Annotated in this window: 36 protein-coding genes; 9 read left to right on the forward strand and 27 right to left on the reverse strand. The window is 40.7% G+C overall.

From position 1 onward, the window contains the following. Positions 1–63 precede the first annotated feature (63 nt). The 9 genes from K6D58_RS09360 (at position 64) to lptB (ending at position 8,200) form a co-directional block, all read left to right on the forward strand. Positions 64–879 carry a CheR family methyltransferase gene (locus K6D58_RS09360; protein ID WP_296830044.1) on the forward strand — a complete coding sequence of 272 codons (816 nt, stop codon included), beginning with the start codon at positions 64–66 and terminating at the stop codon, positions 877–879. 130 nt (positions 880–1,009) lie between these two features. Then, complete coding sequence (locus tag K6D58_RS09365) at positions 1,010–2,200, forward strand: protein-glutamate methylesterase/protein-glutamine glutaminase (protein ID WP_296830046.1); 1,191 nt, start codon at positions 1,010–1,012, stop codon at positions 2,198–2,200. 185 nt (positions 2,201–2,385) lie between these two features. Beyond that, positions 2,386–3,462 (forward strand): polyprenyl synthetase family protein, encoded by a 1,077-nt coding sequence (locus K6D58_RS09370; RefSeq protein WP_296830048.1) that lies wholly within the window; start codon positions 2,386–2,388, stop codon positions 3,460–3,462. Continuing rightward, the gene (locus K6D58_RS09375) at positions 3,459–3,989 is read left to right on the forward strand and encodes a tetratricopeptide repeat protein (RefSeq protein WP_296830050.1); all 531 of its coding nucleotides are present in this window, start codon (positions 3,459–3,461) and stop codon (positions 3,987–3,989) included. Before K6D58_RS09370 ends, K6D58_RS09375 begins: the two co-directional genes overlap by 4 nt. Beyond that, positions 3,986–4,423 (forward strand): SoxR reducing system RseC family protein, encoded by a 438-nt coding sequence (locus K6D58_RS09380; RefSeq protein WP_296830052.1) that lies wholly within the window; start codon positions 3,986–3,988, stop codon positions 4,421–4,423. The genes K6D58_RS09375 and K6D58_RS09380 overlap by 4 nt, the downstream gene beginning before the upstream one ends. A gap of 10 nt (positions 4,424–4,433) precedes the next feature. Next, on the forward strand, positions 4,434–6,038 hold the full coding sequence (pyrG, locus tag K6D58_RS09385) for a CTP synthase (protein ID WP_296830054.1): 1,605 nt from the start codon (positions 4,434–4,436) through the stop codon (positions 6,036–6,038). Between the two features lie 20 nt (positions 6,039–6,058). Then, a complete protein-coding gene (gene lptC / locus K6D58_RS09390; RefSeq protein ID WP_296830056.1) occupies positions 6,059–6,652 on the forward strand; it encodes an LPS export ABC transporter periplasmic protein LptC in 594 nt (197 codons plus the stop codon). Continuing rightward, positions 6,649–7,431, forward strand: coding sequence for an LptA/OstA family protein (locus K6D58_RS09395; protein WP_296830057.1), 783 nt, complete (start codon positions 6,649–6,651; stop codon positions 7,429–7,431). The genes lptC and K6D58_RS09395 overlap by 4 nt, the downstream gene beginning before the upstream one ends. Beyond that, positions 7,424–8,200, forward strand: a complete 777-nt coding sequence (lptB, locus tag K6D58_RS09400; RefSeq protein WP_296830059.1) for an LPS export ABC transporter ATP-binding protein — start codon at positions 7,424–7,426, stop codon at positions 8,198–8,200. The genes K6D58_RS09395 and lptB overlap by 8 nt, the downstream gene beginning before the upstream one ends. A 303-nt stretch (positions 8,201–8,503) precedes the next feature. On the opposite strand, the gene K6D58_RS09405 is transcribed toward lptB, so the two are convergent. The 27 genes from K6D58_RS09405 to rplD all read right to left on the reverse strand — a co-directional run bounded on the left by K6D58_RS09405 (position 8,504) and on the right by rplD (position 21,374). Next, entirely contained in the window at positions 8,504–8,746 is a 243-nt protein-coding gene (locus K6D58_RS09405) for a hypothetical protein (protein ID WP_296830061.1), read from the reverse strand. A 3-nt stretch (positions 8,747–8,749) separates the two neighbouring features. Next, the gene (gene rplQ, locus K6D58_RS09410; RefSeq protein WP_184652062.1) at positions 8,750–9,163 is read right to left on the reverse strand and encodes a 50S ribosomal protein L17; all 414 of its coding nucleotides are present in this window, start codon (positions 9,161–9,163) and stop codon (positions 8,750–8,752) included. After that, positions 9,160–10,206 carry a DNA-directed RNA polymerase subunit alpha gene (locus K6D58_RS09415; protein WP_296830066.1) on the reverse strand — a complete coding sequence of 349 codons (1,047 nt, stop codon included), beginning with the start codon at positions 10,204–10,206 and terminating at the stop codon, positions 9,160–9,162. Before K6D58_RS09415 ends, rplQ begins: the two co-directional genes overlap by 4 nt. A gap of 12 nt (positions 10,207–10,218) precedes the next feature. After that, positions 10,219–10,854, reverse strand: coding sequence for a 30S ribosomal protein S4 (gene rpsD / locus K6D58_RS09420; RefSeq protein WP_296830067.1), 636 nt, complete (start codon positions 10,852–10,854; stop codon positions 10,219–10,221). 15 nt (positions 10,855–10,869) lie between these two features. Further along, positions 10,870–11,250, reverse strand: a complete 381-nt coding sequence (rpsK, locus tag K6D58_RS09425) for a 30S ribosomal protein S11 (protein WP_184652065.1) — start codon at positions 11,248–11,250, stop codon at positions 10,870–10,872. A gap of 14 nt (positions 11,251–11,264) precedes the next feature. Next, positions 11,265–11,633 (reverse strand): 30S ribosomal protein S13, encoded by a 369-nt coding sequence (gene rpsM, locus K6D58_RS09430; protein WP_296830070.1) that lies wholly within the window; start codon positions 11,631–11,633, stop codon positions 11,265–11,267. A 10-nt stretch (positions 11,634–11,643) separates the two neighbouring features. Then, entirely contained in the window at positions 11,644–11,757 is a 114-nt protein-coding gene (gene rpmJ / locus K6D58_RS09435; RefSeq protein ID WP_296830072.1) for a 50S ribosomal protein L36, read from the reverse strand. A gap of 141 nt (positions 11,758–11,898) precedes the next feature. Beyond that, positions 11,899–13,233, reverse strand: a complete 1,335-nt coding sequence (gene secY / locus K6D58_RS09440) for a preprotein translocase subunit SecY (RefSeq protein WP_296830074.1) — start codon at positions 13,231–13,233, stop codon at positions 11,899–11,901. Positions 13,234–13,247: 14 nt separating this feature from the next. Then, on the reverse strand, positions 13,248–13,727 hold the full coding sequence (gene rplO / locus K6D58_RS09445; RefSeq protein ID WP_296830077.1) for a 50S ribosomal protein L15: 480 nt from the start codon (positions 13,725–13,727) through the stop codon (positions 13,248–13,250). Further along, positions 13,727–13,909: a 50S ribosomal protein L30 gene (gene rpmD, locus K6D58_RS09450; protein WP_296830079.1), complete on the reverse strand. Its 183-nt coding sequence runs from the start codon at positions 13,907–13,909 to the stop codon at positions 13,727–13,729. Before rpmD ends, rplO begins: the two co-directional genes overlap by 1 nt. A gap of 3 nt (positions 13,910–13,912) precedes the next feature. After that, positions 13,913–14,425: a 30S ribosomal protein S5 gene (gene rpsE / locus K6D58_RS09455; protein WP_296830081.1), complete on the reverse strand. Its 513-nt coding sequence runs from the start codon at positions 14,423–14,425 to the stop codon at positions 13,913–13,915. A gap of 8 nt (positions 14,426–14,433) precedes the next feature. Then, entirely contained in the window at positions 14,434–14,796 is a 363-nt protein-coding gene (gene rplR / locus K6D58_RS09460; RefSeq protein ID WP_296830083.1) for a 50S ribosomal protein L18, read from the reverse strand. 11 nt (positions 14,797–14,807) lie between these two features. Beyond that, on the reverse strand, positions 14,808–15,350 hold the full coding sequence (gene rplF, locus K6D58_RS09465) for a 50S ribosomal protein L6 (RefSeq protein ID WP_296830084.1): 543 nt from the start codon (positions 15,348–15,350) through the stop codon (positions 14,808–14,810). 12 nt (positions 15,351–15,362) lie between these two features. Next, entirely contained in the window at positions 15,363–15,764 is a 402-nt protein-coding gene (gene rpsH / locus K6D58_RS09470; protein WP_296830086.1) for a 30S ribosomal protein S8, read from the reverse strand. Positions 15,765–15,779: 15 nt separating this feature from the next. Continuing rightward, a complete protein-coding gene (locus tag K6D58_RS09475) occupies positions 15,780–15,965 on the reverse strand; it encodes a type Z 30S ribosomal protein S14 (RefSeq protein ID WP_184652075.1) in 186 nt (61 codons plus the stop codon). 11 nt (positions 15,966–15,976) lie between these two features. Further along, a complete protein-coding gene (gene rplE, locus K6D58_RS09480) occupies positions 15,977–16,528 on the reverse strand; it encodes a 50S ribosomal protein L5 (RefSeq protein ID WP_296830089.1) in 552 nt (183 codons plus the stop codon). After that, a complete protein-coding gene (rplX, locus tag K6D58_RS09485; protein WP_296830090.1) occupies positions 16,528–16,848 on the reverse strand; it encodes a 50S ribosomal protein L24 in 321 nt (106 codons plus the stop codon). The genes rplE and rplX overlap by 1 nt, the downstream gene beginning before the upstream one ends. A gap of 12 nt (positions 16,849–16,860) precedes the next feature. Continuing rightward, entirely contained in the window at positions 16,861–17,229 is a 369-nt protein-coding gene (gene rplN, locus K6D58_RS09490) for a 50S ribosomal protein L14 (protein ID WP_296830092.1), read from the reverse strand. Between the two features lie 13 nt (positions 17,230–17,242). After that, positions 17,243–17,515, reverse strand: a complete 273-nt coding sequence (rpsQ, locus tag K6D58_RS09495; RefSeq protein WP_296830094.1) for a 30S ribosomal protein S17 — start codon at positions 17,513–17,515, stop codon at positions 17,243–17,245. 11 nt (positions 17,516–17,526) lie between these two features. Continuing rightward, the gene (gene rpmC, locus K6D58_RS09500; protein ID WP_296830096.1) at positions 17,527–17,763 is read right to left on the reverse strand and encodes a 50S ribosomal protein L29; all 237 of its coding nucleotides are present in this window, start codon (positions 17,761–17,763) and stop codon (positions 17,527–17,529) included. Positions 17,764–17,773: 10 nt separating this feature from the next. Further along, positions 17,774–18,190 carry a 50S ribosomal protein L16 gene (gene rplP / locus K6D58_RS09505; RefSeq protein ID WP_296830098.1) on the reverse strand — a complete coding sequence of 139 codons (417 nt, stop codon included), beginning with the start codon at positions 18,188–18,190 and terminating at the stop codon, positions 17,774–17,776. Then, positions 18,183–18,932 (reverse strand): 30S ribosomal protein S3, encoded by a 750-nt coding sequence (rpsC, locus tag K6D58_RS09510; protein ID WP_296830100.1) that lies wholly within the window; start codon positions 18,930–18,932, stop codon positions 18,183–18,185. The genes rplP and rpsC overlap by 8 nt, the downstream gene beginning before the upstream one ends. A gap of 1 nt (position 18,933) precedes the next feature. After that, complete coding sequence (gene rplV / locus K6D58_RS09515) at positions 18,934–19,290, reverse strand: 50S ribosomal protein L22 (protein WP_296830102.1); 357 nt, start codon at positions 19,288–19,290, stop codon at positions 18,934–18,936. An 11-nt stretch (positions 19,291–19,301) separates the two neighbouring features. Continuing rightward, complete coding sequence (rpsS, locus tag K6D58_RS09520; protein ID WP_184652084.1) at positions 19,302–19,583, reverse strand: 30S ribosomal protein S19; 282 nt, start codon at positions 19,581–19,583, stop codon at positions 19,302–19,304. Positions 19,584–19,597: 14 nt separating this feature from the next. Then, entirely contained in the window at positions 19,598–20,422 is an 825-nt protein-coding gene (gene rplB, locus K6D58_RS09525) for a 50S ribosomal protein L2 (protein ID WP_296830105.1), read from the reverse strand. Between the two features lie 29 nt (positions 20,423–20,451). After that, positions 20,452–20,736, reverse strand: coding sequence for a 50S ribosomal protein L23 (locus K6D58_RS09530; RefSeq protein WP_296830107.1), 285 nt, complete (start codon positions 20,734–20,736; stop codon positions 20,452–20,454). Next, positions 20,736–21,374, reverse strand: coding sequence for a 50S ribosomal protein L4 (gene rplD, locus K6D58_RS09535; protein ID WP_296830109.1), 639 nt, complete (start codon positions 21,372–21,374; stop codon positions 20,736–20,738). The genes K6D58_RS09530 and rplD overlap by 1 nt, the downstream gene beginning before the upstream one ends. Positions 21,375–21,376: the final 2 nt, after the last annotated feature.

A 21,376-nucleotide genomic window follows, 5' to 3' on the forward strand; every position in this document is an offset into this window, starting at 1 on the left:
TAATAAAAGACAAATTTTTCAAACCGTTTTACAAATCATATTTTGCGTAATATAATGATTCTTATGGCAGATTTATTAACTGATGAAGAATTTAACCAGTTCCGCAAAATCATTTACGATGCAAGCGGCATTACTTTTTCAGAAACTAACCGTTCTATTCTTGACAGCCGCTTAAAAGAGCGTCTTAGAGAAAAAAATATAGAAAAGGTTCAGGATTATTATGCCCTAATTACCAGTGATCAGGGTGAATTTAAAACTTTCCTGGACAGTATTACCACAAACCTTACAAGATTTTTCCGTAACCAGCCTCACTTTGATGCCCTTATCAACTATGTAATACCCCATCTTATCGAAGAAAAAAAGGCAAGCGGAGACAGAAAAATCCGTATATGGAGTGCCGGATGTTCCACAGGAGAAGAGCCTTACACCATCGCAATGCTTCTTAAAGACAAACTTCCTGCCCCATTCACCTTTGAAATCATAGCTTCAGACATTTCCCTTAAGTCCCTTATGGTCGGACAGCAGGGATTTTATGCCGACTCCCGCATAGCAGGTATTCCACAAAACTATCTGGCTACCTACTTTAACAAAGGAGAAGGCGGATATCAGGTAAAACCGGATCTTATGAAAACCATCAGGTTTGACTACCATAACCTCCGCAATGACAGTGGAGCCCGCAATCTTGATATAGTTTTCTGCAGAAACGTACTCATTTACTTTGACGAAGCAGCACAGAAAGCCACTATCGACAGATTCTGGACCTCCATGGCAAAACATTCATATCTGTTCATTGGTCATTCAGAAAGTCTTTTTGGAATGGACACCAAGTTTGAATTCCTAAAGACCCAGTGGGCATGTCTCTACGAAAAGAAAGAATAGTTACAAATCTTATACAATCGGGGCCTCTTAGGAGAACACTTCTTCAAGAGGCTTTTATTTAAAATTATAGGAAGGGATTATAATTAATTTTATTTACCCCTTGTCAATTTAAATATCAAAGGACTGATTTATGGACAATATTGACGTTTTAGTATGCGATGACTCAGCTTTGATGCGTAATCTTATTTCCAGAATTATTGATTCAACAGATGGAATGACTACCATTGGAACAGCCATGAACGGAAAATTCTGTCTTCAGAAGATTCCTCAACTCAAGCCGGATTTAATTCTTCTTGATATTGAAATGCCGGAAATGACAGGCCTTCAGTTTCTTGAAGAACGTAAAAAGCAGGGAATTGATATCCCTGTAGTAATTCTTTCTTCAATTGCAACTAAGGGAGCTGCAGTTACCATGCAGTGTCTTGATCTTGGTGCAAGCGACTTTATCACAAAGCCGGGTGGATCAACATCAAGTAACATCTCTTCCATTACAAGCCATATAATAGAAAAGATTGCTTCATACGGAAGCCGTTATGCCAGGAGAAAAGGCAAGGACATCTACCCTATTGAAGCCTTTATGCAGCAGGCTAAGCTTAAAGAAGCAACAGATGCAGCAGTAAAAAGCGGTCTTCTGGATAAAATTAACCCTCAGGCAACAAAAGTATCTGAACTTCCGGCAACCTTATGGCAGCCTAAAAAGAAAGACCCTCTTGTTATTACCCCTGAACGTGAACCAGGCCCAATCGATATTGTAGCAATAGGAATCTCTACAGGAGGACCAAATGCCCTCAGGGAAGTTCTTGCTCAGATAGACCCTAAATTTCCAAAGCCAATTCTTATCGTTCAGCATATGCCGGCAGGATTTACAAAGGAATTTGCATCCAGTCTGGACCGAATATGCCCTCTTAACGTAAAGGAAGCAGAAGACGGGGATTTAATTCACCCTGGCCAGGTTTATGTAGCCCCGGGTGATTATCATATTAAGGTAGAAAAATCCACCTTATGTAACGTAATCAGGCTTTCTCAGGAACCACAAAGAAACGGACACAGACCATCTGCAGACGTACTCTTTGAATCAGTAGCAAAGATGTACAAAAACCGTGCCCTTGGAATCATTATGACCGGAATGGGAAAAGACGGAGCAGTACAGCTTGCAGAAATGCGTAAACAGGGTGCATGGACTTTAGGTCAGGACGAAAAATCCGCCATTGTTTACGGAATGCCACGTGCAGCCTGGGAATTAGGTGCCGTTCAAAAGCAGGTAAGCCTTGATAACATGGCTGCTGAGATGAACAAAATCCTTCACGAACATGCCAGCTGACACTAACAGCATCTAATTCATAACAAAGCCGGGTTTTCTTAAAGCCCGGCATTTTTTTTCATTAATCCGGTCTCTACCTTACCAGAAGAGATTCACCCTGTAATTCACCTCCGATAAAAATCCCACCAATTTAAAAATCTCACAATCCTCGACATTAGCTTCCTTACAAGTTATACTATAAGAATATGGAATTGACCAAAGAAAACATTTTACAGCAGATAGAAACAGTAATTTCCTCAACCCTGGACACAAATTGCTCCACTGAATGGAAGAATCTCACATTCGGAAAGCTTGATAAATCCATAGAAAACCAGCATATAACTCCCCTTACCCAGCCTGCTTCGGAACTTATTCAGTCAGGAGGAAAACGCTGGAGACCACTTTTTCTTGTTCTCTGTGCCCTTACAAAAGCAGAAGAACTGGCTGACAATTCACCTGAACAAAAAGAAATCCTTAATAACGCATTCAGCCTTACTCCCCTTGTTGAATTCATCCACACCGCAAGCCTTATCCATGACGACATAGAAGACTCTTCTGACACAAGAAGAGGTAAACCTGCCGCCTACATAACTTACGGAACAGACACTGCCATAAACGCAGGCTCCTGGCTCTATTTTGAAGCCTTTACCGTAATAGACAAACTCTCCTGCTCTCAGGAATTAAAAAACAGACTTTACTCAGCAGCCCTCCTGGAAGTAAGACGCCTTCACTTAGGTCAGGCAATGGACATTTCCTGGCACCGCAACAAAGAAGCAGTTCCTTCAGCAGACCAGTACCTTTCAATGGTAAAATGCAAAACAGGAACCCTCTCCAGCCTTGCAGCAAAAATCGGTTGTCTTGCAGCAGGATATTCAGACCAGACAGCAGCTCAGGCAGCCCTTCTTGCCTCACAGGTAGGAGCAGGCTTTCAGATTATAGACGACGTAATCAACCTTACCACAGGTAACCCGGGCAAAATCCGTGGTGACGACATAGTAGAAGGTAAAAAATCCCTCCCTGTACTTCTTTTTGCAGAAAAAAATCCTGAATCTTTTAAGCTTTTAAGTCAGTATTTTGTTCAGGCCGCAAAAGAGGGAATAAAAAGCCCGGCAGTAGAGAATGCCATAAAACTTCTCCAGGATTCCGGATGCATTCAGGAAGCTAAAGACCAGGGCATCAGGCTTATTAATACCAGCTGTGATTCTTTTATGGAACTTTTTGGCAAAAACAAAAAGTCTTCCGCACAAATAAAAGAGCTCTTCACAAGGATGATACCTTTATGATGAAAGAAAATATCGAAGAACTTAACAACAACGCCATTCATCTCGCACAAAAAGGTAACTTTGACGAAGCAGTAGCATGTTTCAAAAGGGCCATTACCCTGGACAAAGAAAATTACCTCCTCTGGTTCAACCTTGCCCTTACCTACAGGGATGCAGGCTACATAGAAAAGGCAATTTCCTCCATGGAAAAAGCCCATGCCATGAACCCGGAAGACCCGGAAATTCTAGAGACCCTGGCAAACCTTAACCTTTCTATAGAAAGAACTCAGACAGCCCTTCACTATCTTTTTATGGGTTTAAGCCTGAATGAAAACAATGATCACCTCTGGAACAGCCTTGGTGTACTTCTCTTTCAAAACAATGAATTCACCTCAGCCTGTGAATGTTTTGAACATGCAGTAACCATTAACCCCTTTTACTATGACGCCTTCTATAACCTGGCAGACTGTTATGATGAACTGGGGAACAAAAAAGCTGCAGCCATTTGCCGTGAACAGATGAAAAATCTTTCAAAGAGCCAGTTATGAACAAGAAAGCACTTATAGTTTCAACAGAAAATCAGATTCTGGTACAGCCACTCTTAAAAGATTCCTGTGCCGGATGTACCTCAAGCTGCGAAAAAACAGACATAAGATTTGCCGTAACCAATCCCATGGATCTTCCTGTAAAAGCCGGAAGTGTGGTTACTCTTGCTGCATCCCCTATCAGCCAGGCAGTCCAGGGCATTCTGGGACTCTTTTTCCCGATTTTTTCTGCCATAGCCGGGTATTTTTTAGCAGATAAAATTGCCCTAAAACTCAATCTTGCCCAGGGAGACAAGGCAAAAAGCCTTTGTGTACTTATATTTCTACTCGCTTCTTCACTTTTAGTCTTTATAGTAACAAGACTTTTTCCACTTCCAGGCACCCCGCAAATAATCAACATAGAAGAGGACATTTACCAAAACCCTGCATCATGTTAAAATGCTTTGCATGAGTAAATATATTCTTGTAACCAGTGGTGTTTGTTCCAGTTTAGGAAAAGGCGTTGCTTCCAGTACAATTGCAAGCCTTCTTGAGTCAAGCGGATTAAAAGTGGCCATGATGAAATGTGACCCTTACATTAATGTTGACGCTGGAAACATCAGCCCTTATCAGCATGGCGAAGTCTACGTAACAGAAGACGGAGCAGAAACAGATTTAGACCTTGGCAATTTCAGCCGTTTTACAAATATTAATCTTACAAACGAAAACTGTATTTCTATCGGTAAAGTTTACGAGAATGTAATCAGAAACGAACGTGCAGGCAGATATAATGGCCGTACAGTTCAGGTAATTCCACATATTACAGACGAAATCAAACGCTGCATCCGTCATATAGGAACAACCAGCGGTGCAGATGTTGTTGTAGTAGAAATCGGTGGAACAGTTGGTGACATTGAAGCAGTTCCATATCTTGAAGCAAGCCGTCAGTTTGCCCGTGAACTTGGTAAAGAAAACGTAATTTCAATTCACCTTACCCTTATTCCTGTAATTACTGGTGGTGAATTAAAATCAAAGCCTACCCAGAATTCCGTAAAACAGCTTCAGCAGGTTGGTATTCAGCCTGATATTCTTATCTGCCGCTGTGAAGCACCAGTAGAAGATTCCCTTAAAAAGAAAATAGCCCAGTTCTGCAACGTATCTGCAGAATCTGTATTTGTTTCACCAGACGTAGAAAAATCAATTTACGAACTTCCAGTTATTTTCCATGAACAGAAAATTGATTCTGTAATTCTTAACAAGCTTAAGATTACAAATAAAAAAACAGATGTACGCCAGTGGACAGACTTCCTTAAAAAGCTCAACAACCCTAAGTCCTCAGTTACAATTGCTCTGGTAGGAAAAAAAGACTATCTGGACAACTGCTACAAGTCAGTTCAGGAATCCCTTTTCCACGCAGCCGTTACAGGCAACAATTCTGAACTTATAATCAAAAAAATCGACGCAGAAACATTGGAAAAATCCACAGAAATAGATTCTTTCTTTAATGATGCCGACGGAATTGTAATACCTGGCAGCTATGGACAGAGAGGATTCCTTGGTTTAATTAAAACAGTAACCTATGCCCGTGAACATAAAATCCCTTACCTGGGAATTGATTTAGGTATGCAGCTTATGGCAATAGAAACAGGCCGCAACCTCTGTAACTGGGAAGATGCTGATACAACTGAATTCATGTCCAATTCAACACATCCTGTAATCAGCTTACCGGAAGAACAGCAGGGACCATCTGATGGTGGAATCAAGCTTGGCTCTTCATCGGTAAAACTCACAGAAGGTTCAAAGCTCCATTCTATTTACAAAACAGCAGTTATTACAGAAAGACACCGTTCTAAATACGCTTTTGACCGTCACTATACTAAAGACATGGAAGACAACGGCCTTACCATTACAGCCATGTCAGTATCAGACAATCAGGCAGAAGCTTTTGAATGGAATAACCACCCATGGGGAATCGGAGTGCAGTACCATCCGGAATTTGTCAGCCGTCCGGCCAAACCTCACCCCCTCTTCAATTCATTTATTCTGGCTGCATTAGACAACCACAAAAAATGATAAAATTTTCCTTAGTTCCAGTGATATTATTCTCAGCCTTTTCTCTCTCCTGTTCACTGGACTATGGAAAAGAAATATCCGTAAAAGACTCAGTTCCCGAATTTATTTTTATCAGCCCAAGTTTTTTACGCTTTGAAAACAATAAAAAAACAGCTGAACTTACTGCAGACAAACTTGAACAGTACAAAAGCGACTCAGCATCTTTTGCAAGTAATTCAACATTTACCACATGGAATGAATCTTCAGAAATACAAACACAAGGCTCCTGCCAGCTTTTAGGAATTGATTCCAAAAATGAAGTCTACACACTTTTTAATGACATTAAACTCTTAAACAAAAACCCGGATCTTCAAATCACCGCAGAAAACCTTAAGTGGAATGCAAAAAGTGAACAGCTTACCTCCGGAAAAAACGATACAGTTACAATCATTAAAGAAGACACCCAGGTTACAGGAAAAGGATTTTCCGCCAGCTCCATCAGCAACAAATTCAGTTTTCAGTCCGACATTGAAGGCACTATAACCCAGAATCAGGAAGAAGAAACCCCGGCACAAGCAACAGAAACTAAAGAAGAAACACCATCAACAGACAATAAGGAAGACAAAGCTCAATGAAAATCTTTAACAAAACCCTTATTTTAACAATCTTTCTTCTCACAAGCCTGGCTTTCTGCCTTTATGGAGAAAAAATAACTTTTTCAGCTTCCTACATGACAGGAACAGCCGGTGACAACAACGGAAAAACAACCCTTTCCGGAAATGCCAGGGTACAAACTGAATCAATGGAAATCTCCGCCGACCAGATTGAATTAAGCGGCAAAGACTACAGAACTATAACAGCCAGTGGAAATATTAACGGCACCAATCTGGAAACAAAAATGACCTTTACCTGCCAGTCCATGACTTACGACAGGGAAACAAAAGTAGCTCTCTTAGAAAATGCAGTACACTTAGTAGATACAGAAAACGACGTTACAGCAGATGCAGAAATAATTGAATACAGCCAGAACTCAAATGTAGCAGTCATGCAGATTCAGGTAAACATAGTCCAGAAAGACAACAAATGCACCGCTGCCCATGCCATATACAGAAAAAACGAACAGATGCTGGAAATGAGCGGCAACCCAAATATCACCCAGGGAACAGATAATTTCCGCGCCCAGAATATTACACTAAACCTTGAAACCCAGGAAATTACCTTAGACGGCCGTGTTAAAGGTTCAGTTACAACAAGCTCCAAAGAAGAAAGCTCAGGCCCGGCCCCTTCAGATAACATGGACTCACCATCACCAGATTCAGCAACAGAAAATGCCCCGGCAGAGGACTCTGCCCCTCAAACAGAAACTTCTCAAACAGAAACAAATCAATCCACAAGTGAGGAAAACGATGAGTGAAGAAACAATTATTACCAGCCCGGAAACATCTGCCTCACCTTCTTCTGACGTATTAAGAATCACCTCTTTATATAAGTCCTTTGGAAGAAAAAAGGTTGTCCGTGGTATAGATTTTTCCATGACTACCGGAGAAGTTGTAGGACTTTTAGGTCCAAACGGCGCCGGAAAAACAACAAGCTTTTACATGATAGTAGGTTTTTACCGCCCTACCTCCGGAGATATTTTCTTAAACGATAAGTGCATAACAAGACTTCCTATGTACAAAAGAGCCAAGCTTGGCATTTCTTACCTGCCCCAGGAAGCTTCTGTATTCAGAAAACTCACTGTAGAAGAAAATATCTGGTCTATCCTTGAACGTAGAAAAGACCTGGACAAAATACAGAAAAAACAAAAGCTTGAAGAACTTATAGAAGAGTTTGCCATTGGAAGAATCAGAAAGCAGCTTGCCTTTACCCTTTCCGGAGGAGAACGCCGTCGTACAGAAATAGCCCGTTCCCTTGCAATTGAACCAAAATTCCTCTTACTTGATGAACCTTTTGCCGGAATTGATCCTATTGCCGTAGCAGATATTAAAAGTATCATAAAGCTGCTTGCAAAACAGAATATTGGAATTTTAATCACCGACCATAACGTAAGGGATACCCTTGAGATTACAGACCGTGGTATTATCATTTCTAACGGCCAGATTATCACACAGGGCAACAAAGACCAGATACTTCAATCCCCAGAAGCCCGTGAAATCTACCTGGGAAAAGACTTCAGCATGTAACCTGAGTACTATAACAACAGGAAGTCACTCTTACCTATTGAATCACCTCAGTTAAAACTCCTGCATGTCACTTCCAACCCAGGAGTTAATTCCCCAGCAATTAATTCTATGTTACAAGTCCCTTATTTTACATTTATCCTGCAAGACATAAAAACTGACTTGCCCCAAAGACCCAGGCTGTTAAAATATTTATCACCAATCCCAAAAATCTTTATTCAAATAATCCAGGTCAATTTTTTTACCATTTGGGAAAAAAAAACGCCGCCCTTTCAGTGAAGAGCGGCTTATGTCTAAAAATTAGACTTATGCTTCAGCAGATGTTTCTTCTGCAGCTGGTGCAGCAGGAGCAGCTTTCTTAGCAAGCTTAGCATCTTTCTGTGCCTTGTTCTTTAAGTTTGCCTTACAGAACTTACAGATTTTTACTTTTTTGCCATCGATTTCCTGATCATAAAGAGTCTTAATCTGTGCTTTACCACAAACAGGACATACTCCACGACCATGATTTGGCTCATTTCTAATTCCAGTTCCACGATGTGACTTAGACATAGTTTACTCCTTATCTGTAGACTTCTTTTCTTTAGAATCTGCTGATTCAGGTTCTGGAAGTTTATAGTCTACCAATTCAAGAATTACAACGTCAGCAGCATCACCCTGACGGAAACCCATTTTAAGAATGCGTGTATAACCGCCATTGCGATCCTTCATACGTGGACCAAGCTCTTTAAACAATTTATTGAGGATTTTTTCATCTGCAATAAATTTAGCAGCTTCTCTTCTGTTATGTACACTGTCAACTTTGGCACGTGTAATCAATTTTTCTGCAGCCTTGCGTACTTCAAGAGCCTTCGATTTTGTTGTTGTAACACGTTCGTATCTGAACAATGAAGTTACCATATTGCGTGTCATAGCACGACGATGGGCTGTTGTACGTGAAAGCGGATTAAATCCATTCATGTGGTTCATTCGTTCTCATCCTTCTGATTATGGAAGTCAGTATCTTTAAGGTGGCTGTAATCAGTCATTCCTAAAGTTAATCCGTGCTCTTCAAGTTTAGCCTTGATTTCTTCAAGACTCTTCTTTCCAAAGTTACGGGTCTTTGTTATATCATCTTCCGTTTTCTTAGTTAATTCACCAATAGTGTGAATATTTGCATTCTTAAGACAATTAGAACTACGTACAGAAAGCTCAAGTTCTTCTACAGAAGTATTGAGCAACTTACGGATTTTCTCATCACCCTCATCAAGCTCTTCAGTGCTTGAATATTCACTTTCGTTAAAGTTAACAAAAATTGCAAAGTAATCTTTAGCAATCTTAGCAGCTTCAGCAAGTGCATCTTCTGGGCTAATAGAACCATCAGTCCAAATCTCAAGAATAAGTTTATCGTAGTCGTTACGCTGCCCTACGCGACAAGGTTCAATAGAATACTTAACCTTTGGCACAGGTGTAAATATACAGTCCATTGCAATTGTACCGACAATTTCAATGTAATGTTCATTTACTTCAGCAGGAACATAACCACGTCCCAAATCAACCTGAATTTCAATTTCAAGATTTGCACCTTCCATCATGGTAAAGATTTCCATACCTTTAGTCATGATTTCAAGCTGACCTTCTTTTTCAAAGTCATCACTCTTTACTGTACCAGGTCCTTTGAATTCGTAGAGAATTGTATCCTGCTCAAGATCACCAGGCAGACGCAAACGAATCTGTTTTAAGCTGTTCAACACTTCCAAAGTGTCTTCGGAAACATTCGGTATATTTTCGAATTCATTTGAAATAACATGAGGAACACCATCAACATCATAAGATGTAATTCTAACAGAAGAAATTGCATATCCCTGAATTGAAGAAAGAAGAACACGGCGGAGCGTATTTCCAACTGTAGTTCCAAATCCAGGTTCAAAAGGATAAGCAGTAAACTTACCGTAGTTAGGATTAGTCTCAAGATGCTCAAATGTAATGCCCTTTGGCTTCTTAAAGCCTTTAAGCAGATTTTTGCGAGCCATCTGAACTCCTTATTATTTAGAATAGAGCTCGACTACGAGCTGTTCTTTAACACCAACGAGATCCGTAACTTCTTCGCGTCTTGGATACTGTACGAAAGTTCCTTTAACTGCATCTACGTCAACAGTTACCCATGAAGCAACTCCAGACTTAGAAACTTCTGATAATCCGTCCTGAATTATTGCAAGTTTCTTGCTGTTTTCTTTTACCTCAATTACGTCACCAGGTTTTACCTGATAGCTAGGGATGTTAACAATGCGTCCATTTACAAGAACATGGCGATGAAGTACTACCTGACGAGCCTGATTTCTACATGCAGCAAAACGCATTCTGAAAACAACATTGTCAAGACGGCTTTCAAGCAGGCGAACAAGGTTTTCACCAGTTACACCAGGCATACGAAGAGCATGCTCAAATGTAAGATGGAACTGTTTTTCCTGCATACCATAAATTCTCTTAATCTTCTGCTTTTCACGAAGCTGAAGACCATATTCACTTCTTTTACCTGCTCTAGCTTTAGGATCTTTTCCTGGAGCTGCACGCTTTTTGTTAATAGGACATTTATCGCTCTTACAACGATCACCTTTAAGACACAGCTTTGTACCTTCTGTTCTACAAAGTCTGCATACTGGTCCTGTATATCTTGCCATATCTGTCTATTCTCCTTACATGCGGCGTGTTTTACGTGGACGACATCCGTTGTGTGGAATAGGAGTAATATCTGAAATAGACTTTACTTTCAATCCCAAAGTTCCGAGTACACGAATCGCATTTTCACGACCCATACCAGGACCCTTTACAAACACATGTACTTCACGTAAGCCGTAGCTAGCTGCACGCTGTACTGCAGTTTCAGCAACTGACTGAGCTGCAAACGGTGTAGATTTCTTTGCACCACGGAATCCAAGTCCGCCTGAAGAAGCCCAAGCGATTGCATTTCCTTTAATATCGGTGATTGTTACGATAGTATTGTTGAAGGTTGCCTGAATATAAACATTTCCTTCATAAACACTTTTCTTTTCTTTTCTCTTTTTTACGGTTGCCATTCTAATCCTCCGCCTTATGCCTTCTTCTTGTTAGCAACGGTCTTCTTCTTACCTTTGCGTGTACGAGAATTAGTTCTTGTCCTCTGTCCACGAACAGGAAGACCTTTTCTGTGGCGTAATCCTCTATAGCTACCAATATCGATAAGGCGTTTGATGTTAAGACCAATTTCTGAACGAAGACGTCCTTCAGTCTTATATTCTTCATCAATTACCTTACGAAGCTTATTCAAATCATCTTCTGAGAGATCATTAATAAGAACATCAGCATTTACCTGTGTTTTTTCACAGATAGTGTTTGCTGCTGAACGGCCAATACCGTAAATATATGTTAACGCAATGTTAACATGCTTGTTAGGAAGATCAACTCCCGCAATTCGAGCCATGAATTACTCCTCAACCCTGTCTCTGCTTATGCTTTGGATTACTACAGATAATGCGGACAACGCCGTTTCTCCTAATAACCTTACACTTATCGCAGATGGGCTTTACGCTGGTTCGTACTTTCATAAAAGTCCCCTTAGAAATAATGTTATACATTGAGTCATGGCAATTCGCTATGAACTACAACCCAATGAGCCACATATAAAAATATGTGGCAATAAATATAACATAATTCTTGTTTTTTAATCTAGTCCTTAGCCCCTATTTTTAGAGGTTTCTTGACTTCAGCCCCTTCTTTGTAAGACCATCATGATGGTGCATTTTAAGAAGAGCTTCGACCTGTGCCATTGTATCAATATCAACGCCAACAAGAATCAGAAGTGAAGTTCCACCCATCAACATTGAAATTGATGCAGGGAAACCGAATGCAATCTGAATCAAGGTAGGTATCAATGCAATAAATGCAAGATACAAAGAACCAGGAAGAATCAGACGGTTTAAAACCTTCTGAAGATAACTTTCTGTCTTGTCCGTACGGATTCCGGGAATCGAACCGCCGTTCTCACGAATATTCTTTGCAATTTCAGTAGGGTTCAGGGTAACCTGAGTGTAGAAGTAAGCAAAGAAAATGATCAGCAAGACTTCAATTACATTATACCAAATTCCCATTGGATTTAATTTAGCTGCAAGCCAGTTAAGCCATCCGGCTTTTTTCTGAAGGCTTGTTGCAATCTGTAATGGGAATGTAAGGAATGCTGATGCAAAAATGATTGGGATTACACCAGATGGATTGATTTTAAATGGAATATAAGTACTCTGTCCGCCGTACATTTTGCGTCCAACAACGCGTTTTGCATAGTGAACAGGAATCTTACGCTCACCTGACTGTTCATAAACTACCAGTCCGATAATAACAAGGAACAAAGCAATTGCAACAATTACGTAAACAACGTTAAGTCCGTCATTTCTTACCATGCTGATAAGTTCCCAAACAGCAGAAGGAAGACGTGCCACAATACCTGCAAAAATCAGCATAGATATACCATTACCGATTCCATGTGCAGTAATCTGATCGCCCATCCATACAGTTATCATAGAACCTGCCGTAACAGTAAGAATTGCCATCCAGTTACTATAATATGGAGTAACTGCAGCACCACTTGTTGCGGCATTAATTGAACTTACATAAGCTGTAATGGCAAGAGCCTGAATTATACATACAAGTACAGTTCCGACTCTTGTCCACATTTGAACACGACGCTGGCCACCTTCTTCCTGTGCTATTCTCTTCAATGAAGGGAAAATCACAAGAGCAAGCTGAAGAATAATCTGTGTAGAAATGTATGGCATTACACCAAGCATGAACACAGAAAATTTTTCAAAAGCTCCACCGGCAAAAAAATCCATATAGCTGGCGAATGCGCTTTCAGCCTTGTTGCTCTTAGCAATTTCACTAAAGTAGTCAACAAGAGCTGCGGCATTTAATCCAGGAATAGTTATAACAGTTCCAAGACGGAAAACCGCTAAAATTAACAAAGTAAAGAGGATACGATTGCGAATTTCCTTAACTTTGAACATGTTTACAACAGGATTGTTAGCCATTCGTCACACTCCGATTATTTTGATTCTTCAGTTTTAGCTGCTTTTGGAGTAACCAGAGTAACTGATCCACCAGCCTTTTCAATTTTAGCCTTAGCAGAAGCAGAAATCTTGTCAACAACTACGTTAAGTTTCTTTGTGATTTCTCCATCACCAAGAACCTTTACTCCATCCAAACACTTCTTAAGAAGTCCCTTTTTAACAAGAGATGTAACATCAACAGTTTCACCATCTGCAAATTTTGCATTAAGTTCAGAAACGTTAAAAATTACATATTCCTTTCTAAATACAGCGTTAGAAAAACCGCGGTGTGCAATACGACGGTACAAAGGCATCTGACCACCTTCGAATCCTACGTATGTCTTTCCACCTGAGCGTGACTGCTGACCTTTGTTTCCTTTTCCGGCAGTTGTACCACGACCAGAAGAAGAACCACGACCAATAATACGCTTCTTTTTGTTAGCACCCTGTGGTGCACTTAAAGTAAAGTCTGACATCAGCCGATCTCCTCTACTTTTACTAAGTGAGAAACAGAAGCTACCATTCCTTTGACAGAATCATTAGCTTCATGTTCAACAACAGAATTTAATTTCTTAAGACCAAGGCTGCGAACAGTTGCTTTCTTTTCTGGTTTCTGACCAATGGTACTCTTAACAAGTGTAATTCTTAATTTTGCCATAAATCAGCCCCACAAATCATTCAAAGACTTACCACGGTTTGAAGCAACAGCGCGTGCATCCATAAGACCTGCAACTGCGTTAAATGTTGCGCGTACAACGTTTACTGAAGTACTTGAACCAAGCGACTTTGAAATAACATCTGTAATTCCTGCAGCATCCATAACTGCACGAACAGCACCACCTGCAATAACACCTGTACCAGGGCAAGCAGGCTTCAACAATACTGAAGAACTCTTATATTTTCCGATAACTTCGTGTGGAAGTGTACCATTCTTAGAAGAGAGAGTAATAAGGTTAGACTTAGCCTTATCAATGCTCTTTCTAATTGCTTCAGTAACATCATTTGCCTTACCAAATCCGTAACCGATGCGTCCTTTCTTGTCTCCTACTACAGTAAGAGCTGAGAAAGACATTCTGCGTCCACCTTTTACAGTTTTTGCAGTACGATTAAGCTTTACAAGCTTTTCTACGAATTCATCAGCAGGCTTTCTTTCGTTATTCTTCTGGTGTTCCATAGCCTCTCCTAGAATACAATGCCAGCGGCACGTGTAGCGTCAGCAAGGGCTTTAATAACACCATGATAAAGATAACCATTGCGGTCAAACACTACAGTAGTAATGTTCTTGTCCTTAAGGCGTGAACCCAAAGCTTCTCCAAGTTTTGTAGCACCGTCAACATTTGCCTTGAGTGATACAAAATCCTTTTCAAGAGTTGAGATGGAAGCAAGAGTCTTGCCTTCATCGTCATTGATAACCTGTACGTAAAGGTTGCGTCCGCTCTTGAACACTGTCATACGTGGACGTTCAGCAGTTCCGTAAATTGACTTACGAATGTGAATTTTTCTGTGCAGGCGTTTTCTCTGTTTATCATTTAACTTCTTAAACATATCAACTCACCTTATTTAACACCAGTCTTTCCGACTTTGCGTCTGATAACCTCAGTTTCGTAACGAACACCCTTTCCCTTGTAAGGTTCAGGTTTTCTAAGTTTACGAATCTGAGCACTAAATTCACCAACTCTCTGCTTATCGATTCCAGTAATTGTAATTTTTCCTGTCTGATCAGCTGTTACTGTAAGACCATCTGGAATAATTGCAATAAAATCTGATGAATATCCAAGGTTCATTACAAGTTCTTTACCCTTTACTTCTGCACGGTAACCTACACCTGTAATAATCAAAGACTTTGTAAATCCTTCTGAAACACCCTTAACCATGTTGAAAACAAGGTTACGATACAAACCATGAGCTGCACTAGCAGCTTTTGATTCGTTTGCAGGAGTTACAACAACTTCTGAACCTTTTACTTCAACTTTTACTAAGTCGTTAAAATCCTGTTTAAGTTCTCCCTTTGATCCTTTTACAGTAATCAAATTAGAAGCAACTGTTACAGTTACACCTGCAGGAATAGCAACAGGAAGTTTACCAATTTTTGATGCCATTGTTTTCTCCTATTACCATACTGTACAGATCAACTCGCCACCGACAAGCTTTTCAGCTGCCTTTTTACCAGTTGTAACACCTGTAGAAGTTGAAATGATTAATGTGCCATATCCGTTATAAACACGTGGCAAATCCCTATAACCTGAGTAAACACGGCGACCTGGTGTTGAAATCTTTTTCATACCATGGATAACTGCCTTGTTTGCATCGTCATACTTTAAGAAAATGCGGATAATACTGTGACCATCATCATCCTGAACTTTCTTGAAGTTTTTGATATAACCTTCAGTTTTCAAGATTTTAACGATCTCAAGTTTCATCTTAGAAGTAGGTACGTCTACTTTTTCGTGACCAACTTTTGCCGCATTCTGAACTTTTGCGAGCATATCTGCTACTGGATCTGAAGCTGCCATTCTATTCTCCTGTCACTACCAAGATGATTTTGTGACGCCTGGTAAAAGGCCTTCACTTGCTAATTTACGGAAGCAGATACGACAAATCTTGAACTTACGTAAATATCCGTGTGGACGTCCACAAACCTGGCACCTGTTATACTGACGTGTGCTGTACTTAGGAGTGCGGTTCGCCTTGATAACCATTGATTTCTTAGCCATGAACTTAATCCTTACTTTCTAAATGGCATGCCAAACTTAGTCAATAAAGCACGTGCTTCATTGTCTGTGTTAGCACTTGTTACAATACTGATGTTCATACCAGAAATCTTTACAATTTTATCAAAGTCGATTTCCGGGAAGATAATCTGTTCTGTAATACCAAGAGAGAAGTTTCCGTGTCCGTCAAAACCTGTAGCTTTGATTCCGCGGAAATCCTTTACACGAGGAAGTGCAACATTGATCAGACGATCGAGGAATTCATACATGATTGTTCCACGAAGTGTAACCATTGCACCAACTTCCTGGCCTTCACGAAGCTTGAAGTTTGCAATACTTTTCTTTGCTCTTGTTTTAACAGCCTTCTGACCGGTAATCTGAGTGAGATCTGTAACTGCAGCATCAAGGAGTTTCTTATTCGTGAGAGCTTCGCCTACACCCATGCTTACAACTACTTTTTTAATAGCAGGAATCTGCATTACTGTTGTGTATCCGAGTTCTTTAAAGAGCTCAGGGGCGATTGTTTCCTTATAGACTTTCTTAAGCCGTGGTACGTAATTTTCCATTACAGTGTTTCTCCACACTTGCGGCAAACGCGAACTTTCTTGTCTCCGTCAAGTTTGTATCCAATTCTTGTAGGACCGCATTTTTTGCATACGAGAGCTACATTTGAAATATCCAGAGGAGCTTCTACTTCAGCGATTCCGCCTGCATCCTGCTGGGATCTTCTCTTTATTGCCTTCTTAACGATATTAGCACCGCCAACAACAACACGTACTTTGTTATTCTTTTCGAATACACGAATTACTGTTCCGCGCTTACCTTTATCTTTTCCAGCAATGATTTCTACGTTGTCGTCTCTACGGATCTTTACTTTCTGATTCATAATCACGACTCCTTACAGTACTTCTGGAGCAAGTGAAACGATTTTCATAAAATCCTTATCACGAAGCTCACGAGCTACAGGTCCAAAAATACGTTTTCCCTTTGGGTTATGATCTGCATCAACGAGAACGCAAGCGTTATCATCGAAACGGATGTAAGTTCCATCAGGACGGCGGTATTCTTTTGCAACGCGTACGATTACTGCCTTCTGTACTGTACCTTCTTTAATTGTAGATGTTGGAATTGCTTCCTTAACAGCTACCACAACAATGTCACCAATACCTGCATAACGGCGGTGTGATCCACCTAATACCTTAATGCACTGAACCAATTTAGCTCCGGAGTTATCGGCAACAACCAAATTTGACTGCATCTGAAGCATAGTCTACTCCTGCTTATTTAGCCCTCTCGATGATTGCATCGAGACGCCAACACTTATCTTTGCTAATCGGACTGCATTCTACGATGCGAACTGTGTCACCAATGTGAGCATCATTCTGTTCATCGTGAGCCTTGCATTTCTTGGTCCGTGTTACGTATTTCTTATAAAGGCGGTCCATTTTCTTTGAATCGATAGAAACAACAATGGTTTTGTCCATTTTGTCACTTGTTACGATTCCAACAAATGAACGTTTTGCAGCCTTGTTCTGAACATTCTGTTCTGCCACGGGTCAGCTCCTTACTTTGCAGCTACAGCTTCAGCAGCAGCTGCTCTGAACTTTGCCAGATCCTGCTGATGAATAAGTGTATTCAAGCGGGCGATTTCGCGGCGCAAGCTACGCTTCTGCATTGGATTATCTACATGTCCTACAACTGCCTGAAAGCGAAGGTCCATGTACTGTTTCTTTACGTCATTGCGCTTTGCAACGAGTTCGTCATAAGAAAGATCTTTATCTTTTTTCTTTGAATCAGCCATTTCTTACTCCTTACTCAACTGTTGGGCGGAATGCCACTTTTGTCTTAATTGGAAGTTTGCTTGCTGCAAGCTGCATAGCTTTAGCAGCCTTGTCTCTTGCAACTCCACCAACTTCAAATAAAATCATACCAGGTTTGATTACAGCAGCCCAGAATTCTGGAGCTCCCTTTCCCTTACCCATACGTGTATCAGCTGGTTTCTTAGAAACTGGCTTGTCTGGGAAGATACGGGTCCAAACCTGACCTTCACGGTTAATGCAACGGTTGATAGCAACACGAGCTGCTTCAATGTGTTTTGCACTAAGCCAAACTGGTTCCATAGCAACAAGTGCTACTTCACCGAAGTCTACATAATTATCACGTGTAGCATTTCCAGTTGGTCTGCCACGCTGCACCTTACGGTGAGCTACTCTTTTAGGACTAAGCATTTTCTACTTTTCCTCCCTCAGACTTTGGAGCACGTGCTTTACGTTCACCTGATGAACGATCGCGGCGGTTCTTCTTTACGATATCACCTGCATCTTCATTCTGTTCATGACCGTAGTTCATACCATTGTAAACCCAAACTTTAACACCGATTTTACCGTATGTTGTAAGAGCTTCGTAGAAACCATAATCAATATCAGCACGAAGAGTGTGAAGAGGAACACGTCCTTCCTTGTGCTCTTCAGAACGAGTCATATCAGCACCAGCAAGACGGCCAGAGATACGGATTTTAATACCCTGTGCTCCACCTTTCATTGCATTTGCAGCAGACTGCTTAAGAGCCTTGCGGAATGAACCGCGTCCTGCAAGCTGACGGCCAACATTCTGAGCGATAAGAGAAGCGTTGATTTCAGCACGTTTAACTTCTTTGATTTTAATCTGTACTTTCTTTGTCAACTGCTTCTGAATATCAGTGCTAATCTTTTCGATAGTAGCACCCTTAACACCAATAATCACTCCAGGGCGTGCTGTATGAATTACGATTGTAACACGCTGTGGATGACGTACAATTTCAATTTCAGCAATGTCTGCGTTTTTGCATTCTGGAAGGCTGTTAACAAGCTTACGAATCTTGATATCTTCCAGGAAGAGATCTGCATATTCACGTGAATCTGCATACCAACGAGACTGCCAGGTCTTGTTTACGCCGAGACGTAAACCAATCGGATTAACTTTCTGACCCACTTTACTTTCCTGCCTTTTCGTCAACTACAACAGTGATATGGCACATACGTTTCAAGAGCTGATCAGCACGTCCACGAGCACGGAACCATACTCTCTTCAGTCTTGGACCTTCGTCGATACGAATTTCCTTAACATAAAGCATATCTTCATCGAGTTGTTTATTAGAATTGAGTGCATTTGCAACAGCAGACTTTAATGTACCACTGATAAGCGAAGCACCTTTCTGAGGCATAACATCAAGTATTGCCAAAGCTTCTGAACAAGACTTCATCTTAATAACATTAGCTACAGGACGAACCTTTGTAGGTGATGCAATAAGGAATTTTGTTACGGCTCTATAACCTTTATTTTCTGCCATTTCTATACTCCTTATTTACCTGCAGCTTTGTCACCGCCGTGGCCCTTGAATGTACGTGTACCAGCAAACTCACCAAGCTTGTGACCTACTAAGTTTTCTGTTACGTAAACAGGAATCCAAGACTTTCCGTTATGAACTGAAATAGTATTTCCTACCATTTCAGGGATAATTGTAGAGCAGCGTGAATAAGTTTTAATCATTTTCTTATCAGCAGCTGCTGCTTTGTTCATTTCTGAAACCTTCTTGTAAAGTGATTTATCTACAAAAGGTCCCTTCTTAACTGATCTTGACACTTTTAACTCCTAGCCTACTTCTTGCGGCGACTAATGATAAAGCGATCAGAGGTCTTTCTCTTGTTACGAGTTTTGTAACCTCTACAAGGCTGTCCCCAAGGAGTAACAGGCTGATGTCCTTTACCAGCACCTTCACCACCACCAAGTGGATGATCAACAGGGTTCATTGCCATACCACGAACAGTTGGACGAATACCGCGCCATCTGTTACGACCAGCTTTACCAAGCTTAGTATTCATGCGTTCTTCGTTACCAACAATACCGATTGTTGCATAGCACTTACCATGAATACGACGAAGTTCTCCAGAAGGAAGTTTGATTGTTACGTAATCACCTTCTTTTGCAGCAACTAAAGCTCCTGCACCTGCAGAACGTACAAGCTGACCACCACGACCGAGTGTAAGCTCAATGTTGTGTACTGTAAAACCAACAGGAATTGCTTCCAGTGGAAGAGCATTTCCAACAGTAGGTGTTGCAGTTTCACCAGACATGATCTTCTGTCCTACAGTCAATCCTTTTGGTGCAATTACATAGCGTTTTTCGCCATCAGCGTAGAATACTAATGCAATGTCTGCACTTCTGAATGGATCATATTCAATAGTCTTAACAGTTCCAGGAATACCGTGCTTATCGCGTCTAAAATCGATTTCACGATACTTTCTCTTGTGACCACCACCCTGGTGACGTACAGAAATACGTCCGCCCTGTCCACGGCCAGCCTTTGATTTGCGGCCAGAAGTCAAGCTTTTCTCGGGTTTATCGGCTGTCAATTCTTCACGTACTAAGTCAACACGACCACGTGTACCTTTTGTATAAGGTTTGTATATTTTAAGAGCCATATGGTTCCCCTTATTCGTTACTTAAAGGCTCAAACGCCTTCAAATACCTTAATTTTTTCTCCAGCTTCAAGCTTAACAATAGCTTTTTTATAGCTGGCAGTTCTTCCCGGTCTACCGCGAAGTCTTTTCATCTTTCCAAGTACGTTTACAACTGTACAATCAGCAACTTTTACGTTGAAAAGTCTACGAACAGCTTCTTTTACATCTGTTTTTGTAGCATCTGATTTTACAATGAACGTATATTTATTCTGTTCACGAAGAGCAGTTGCTTTTTCTGAAAGTACAGGCTCAATAAGAACATCTTCGTAATTCATTATTCAGCCTCCTTTGATTCAGCATAAAAATCAGAAAGATTCTTAGCAGCACCTTCAAGCATGATAACCTTTCTTCCGTAGTAAAGGTCATGTGCACGAAGACGGTTGTAAGAAAGGAAATAAACATTAGGAAGGTTTCTTCCAGCCTGTTTAATAAGCTTGTCATCATCCTTAAGGAGGATAACTGTGCGTTCACCCTTAGTAAAGTTATTAAGAATCTTTACAAGGTCCTTTGTCTTTCCGCTTTCTACTGTGAAGTCTTCAACAACTGTAAGTCTGTCGCTCTGAGCCTGAAGACTCAAAATTGACTTCATTGCAAGACGCTTTTCTTTCTTTGGAATTGCATAGCTGTAATCACGTGGTTTTGGTCCAAAAATTGTACCGCCGCCAACAGTAATTGGTGATTTTTTATCACCACGACGTGCATTACCAGTTCCCTTCTGTTTGTAAGGTTTAGCATTGCTGCCATGAACTTCTGCACGTGTTTTTGTACAAGCTGTTCCAACACGTTTATTTGCTAATTCGTTTGTGATGGCATAATAGATAACATCTTCGTTGACTGGGAGTCCGAAAACTTTATCATCAAGATTAATTGTCCTGAGTTCTTTACCATCGATTGAATAGACTTTCTTTTCCATAC

This window comes from Treponema sp. (genome assembly GCF_024696245.1).
GTDB lineage: Bacteria > Spirochaetota > Spirochaetia > Treponematales > Treponemataceae > Treponema_D.

Excerpts from the sequence above, each read along its gene's own strand:
- K6D58_RS09360 (WP_296830044.1), top strand. The coding sequence starts at position 64 with ATGGCAGATTTATTAACTGATGAAGAATTTAACCAGTTCCGCAAAATC.
- K6D58_RS09365 (WP_296830046.1), top strand. The coding sequence starts at position 1,010 with ATGGACAATATTGACGTTTTAGTATGCGATGACTCAGCTTTGATGCGT.
- K6D58_RS09370 (WP_296830048.1), top strand. The coding sequence starts at position 2,386 with ATGGAATTGACCAAAGAAAACATTTTACAGCAGATAGAAACAGTAATT.
- K6D58_RS09375 (WP_296830050.1), top strand. The coding sequence starts at position 3,459 with ATGATGAAAGAAAATATCGAAGAACTTAACAACAACGCCATTCATCTC.
- K6D58_RS09380 (WP_296830052.1), top strand. The coding sequence starts at position 3,986 with ATGAACAAGAAAGCACTTATAGTTTCAACAGAAAATCAGATTCTGGTA.
- pyrG (WP_296830054.1), top strand. The coding sequence starts at position 4,434 with ATGAGTAAATATATTCTTGTAACCAGTGGTGTTTGTTCCAGTTTAGGA.
- K6D58_RS09395 (WP_296830057.1), top strand. The coding sequence starts at position 6,649 with ATGAAAATCTTTAACAAAACCCTTATTTTAACAATCTTTCTTCTCACA.
- lptB (WP_296830059.1), top strand. The coding sequence starts at position 7,424 with ATGAGTGAAGAAACAATTATTACCAGCCCGGAAACATCTGCCTCACCT.
- K6D58_RS09405 (WP_296830061.1), bottom strand. The coding sequence starts at position 8,746 with ATGTCTAAGTCACATCGTGGAACTGGAATTAGAAATGAGCCAAATCAT.
- rplQ (WP_184652062.1), bottom strand. The coding sequence starts at position 9,163 with ATGAACCACATGAATGGATTTAATCCGCTTTCACGTACAACAGCCCAT.
- K6D58_RS09415 (WP_296830066.1), bottom strand. The coding sequence starts at position 10,206 with ATGGCTCGCAAAAATCTGCTTAAAGGCTTTAAGAAGCCAAAGGGCATT.
- rpsD (WP_296830067.1), bottom strand. The coding sequence starts at position 10,854 with ATGGCAAGATATACAGGACCAGTATGCAGACTTTGTAGAACAGAAGGT.
- rpsK (WP_184652065.1), bottom strand. The coding sequence starts at position 11,250 with ATGGCAACCGTAAAAAAGAGAAAAGAAAAGAAAAGTGTTTATGAAGGA.
- rpsM (WP_296830070.1), bottom strand. The coding sequence starts at position 11,633 with ATGGCTCGAATTGCGGGAGTTGATCTTCCTAACAAGCATGTTAACATT.
- rpmJ (WP_296830072.1), bottom strand. The coding sequence starts at position 11,757 with ATGAAAGTACGAACCAGCGTAAAGCCCATCTGCGATAAGTGTAAGGTT.
- secY (WP_296830074.1), bottom strand. The coding sequence starts at position 13,233 with ATGGCTAACAATCCTGTTGTAAACATGTTCAAAGTTAAGGAAATTCGC.
- rplO (WP_296830077.1), bottom strand. The coding sequence starts at position 13,727 with ATGTCAGACTTTACTTTAAGTGCACCACAGGGTGCTAACAAAAAGAAG.
- rpmD (WP_296830079.1), bottom strand. The coding sequence starts at position 13,909 with ATGGCAAAATTAAGAATTACACTTGTTAAGAGTACCATTGGTCAGAAA.
- rpsE (WP_296830081.1), bottom strand. The coding sequence starts at position 14,425 with ATGGAACACCAGAAGAATAACGAAAGAAAGCCTGCTGATGAATTCGTA.
- rplR (WP_296830083.1), bottom strand. The coding sequence starts at position 14,796 with ATGTTTAAGAAGTTAAATGATAAACAGAGAAAACGCCTGCACAGAAAA.
- rplF (WP_296830084.1), bottom strand. The coding sequence starts at position 15,350 with ATGGCATCAAAAATTGGTAAACTTCCTGTTGCTATTCCTGCAGGTGTA.
- rpsH (WP_296830086.1), bottom strand. The coding sequence starts at position 15,764 with ATGGCAGCTTCAGATCCAGTAGCAGATATGCTCGCAAAAGTTCAGAAT.
- K6D58_RS09475 (WP_184652075.1), bottom strand. The coding sequence starts at position 15,965 with ATGGCTAAGAAATCAATGGTTATCAAGGCGAACCGCACTCCTAAGTAC.
- rplE (WP_296830089.1), bottom strand. The coding sequence starts at position 16,528 with ATGGAAAATTACGTACCACGGCTTAAGAAAGTCTATAAGGAAACAATC.
- rplX (WP_296830090.1), bottom strand. The coding sequence starts at position 16,848 with ATGAATCAGAAAGTAAAGATCCGTAGAGACGACAACGTAGAAATCATT.
- rplN (WP_296830092.1), bottom strand. The coding sequence starts at position 17,229 with ATGCTTCAGATGCAGTCAAATTTGGTTGTTGCCGATAACTCCGGAGCT.
- rpmC (WP_296830096.1), bottom strand. The coding sequence starts at position 17,763 with ATGGCTGATTCAAAGAAAAAAGATAAAGATCTTTCTTATGACGAACTC.
- rplP (WP_296830098.1), bottom strand. The coding sequence starts at position 18,190 with ATGCTTAGTCCTAAAAGAGTAGCTCACCGTAAGGTGCAGCGTGGCAGA.
- rplV (WP_296830102.1), bottom strand. The coding sequence starts at position 19,290 with ATGGCAGAAAATAAAGGTTATAGAGCCGTAACAAAATTCCTTATTGCA.
- rplB (WP_296830105.1), bottom strand. The coding sequence starts at position 20,422 with ATGGCTCTTAAAATATACAAACCTTATACAAAAGGTACACGTGGTCGT.
- K6D58_RS09530 (WP_296830107.1), bottom strand. The coding sequence starts at position 20,736 with ATGAATTACGAAGATGTTCTTATTGAGCCTGTACTTTCAGAAAAAGCA.
- rplD (WP_296830109.1), bottom strand. The coding sequence starts at position 21,374 with ATGGAAAAGAAAGTCTATTCAATCGATGGTAAAGAACTCAGGACAATT.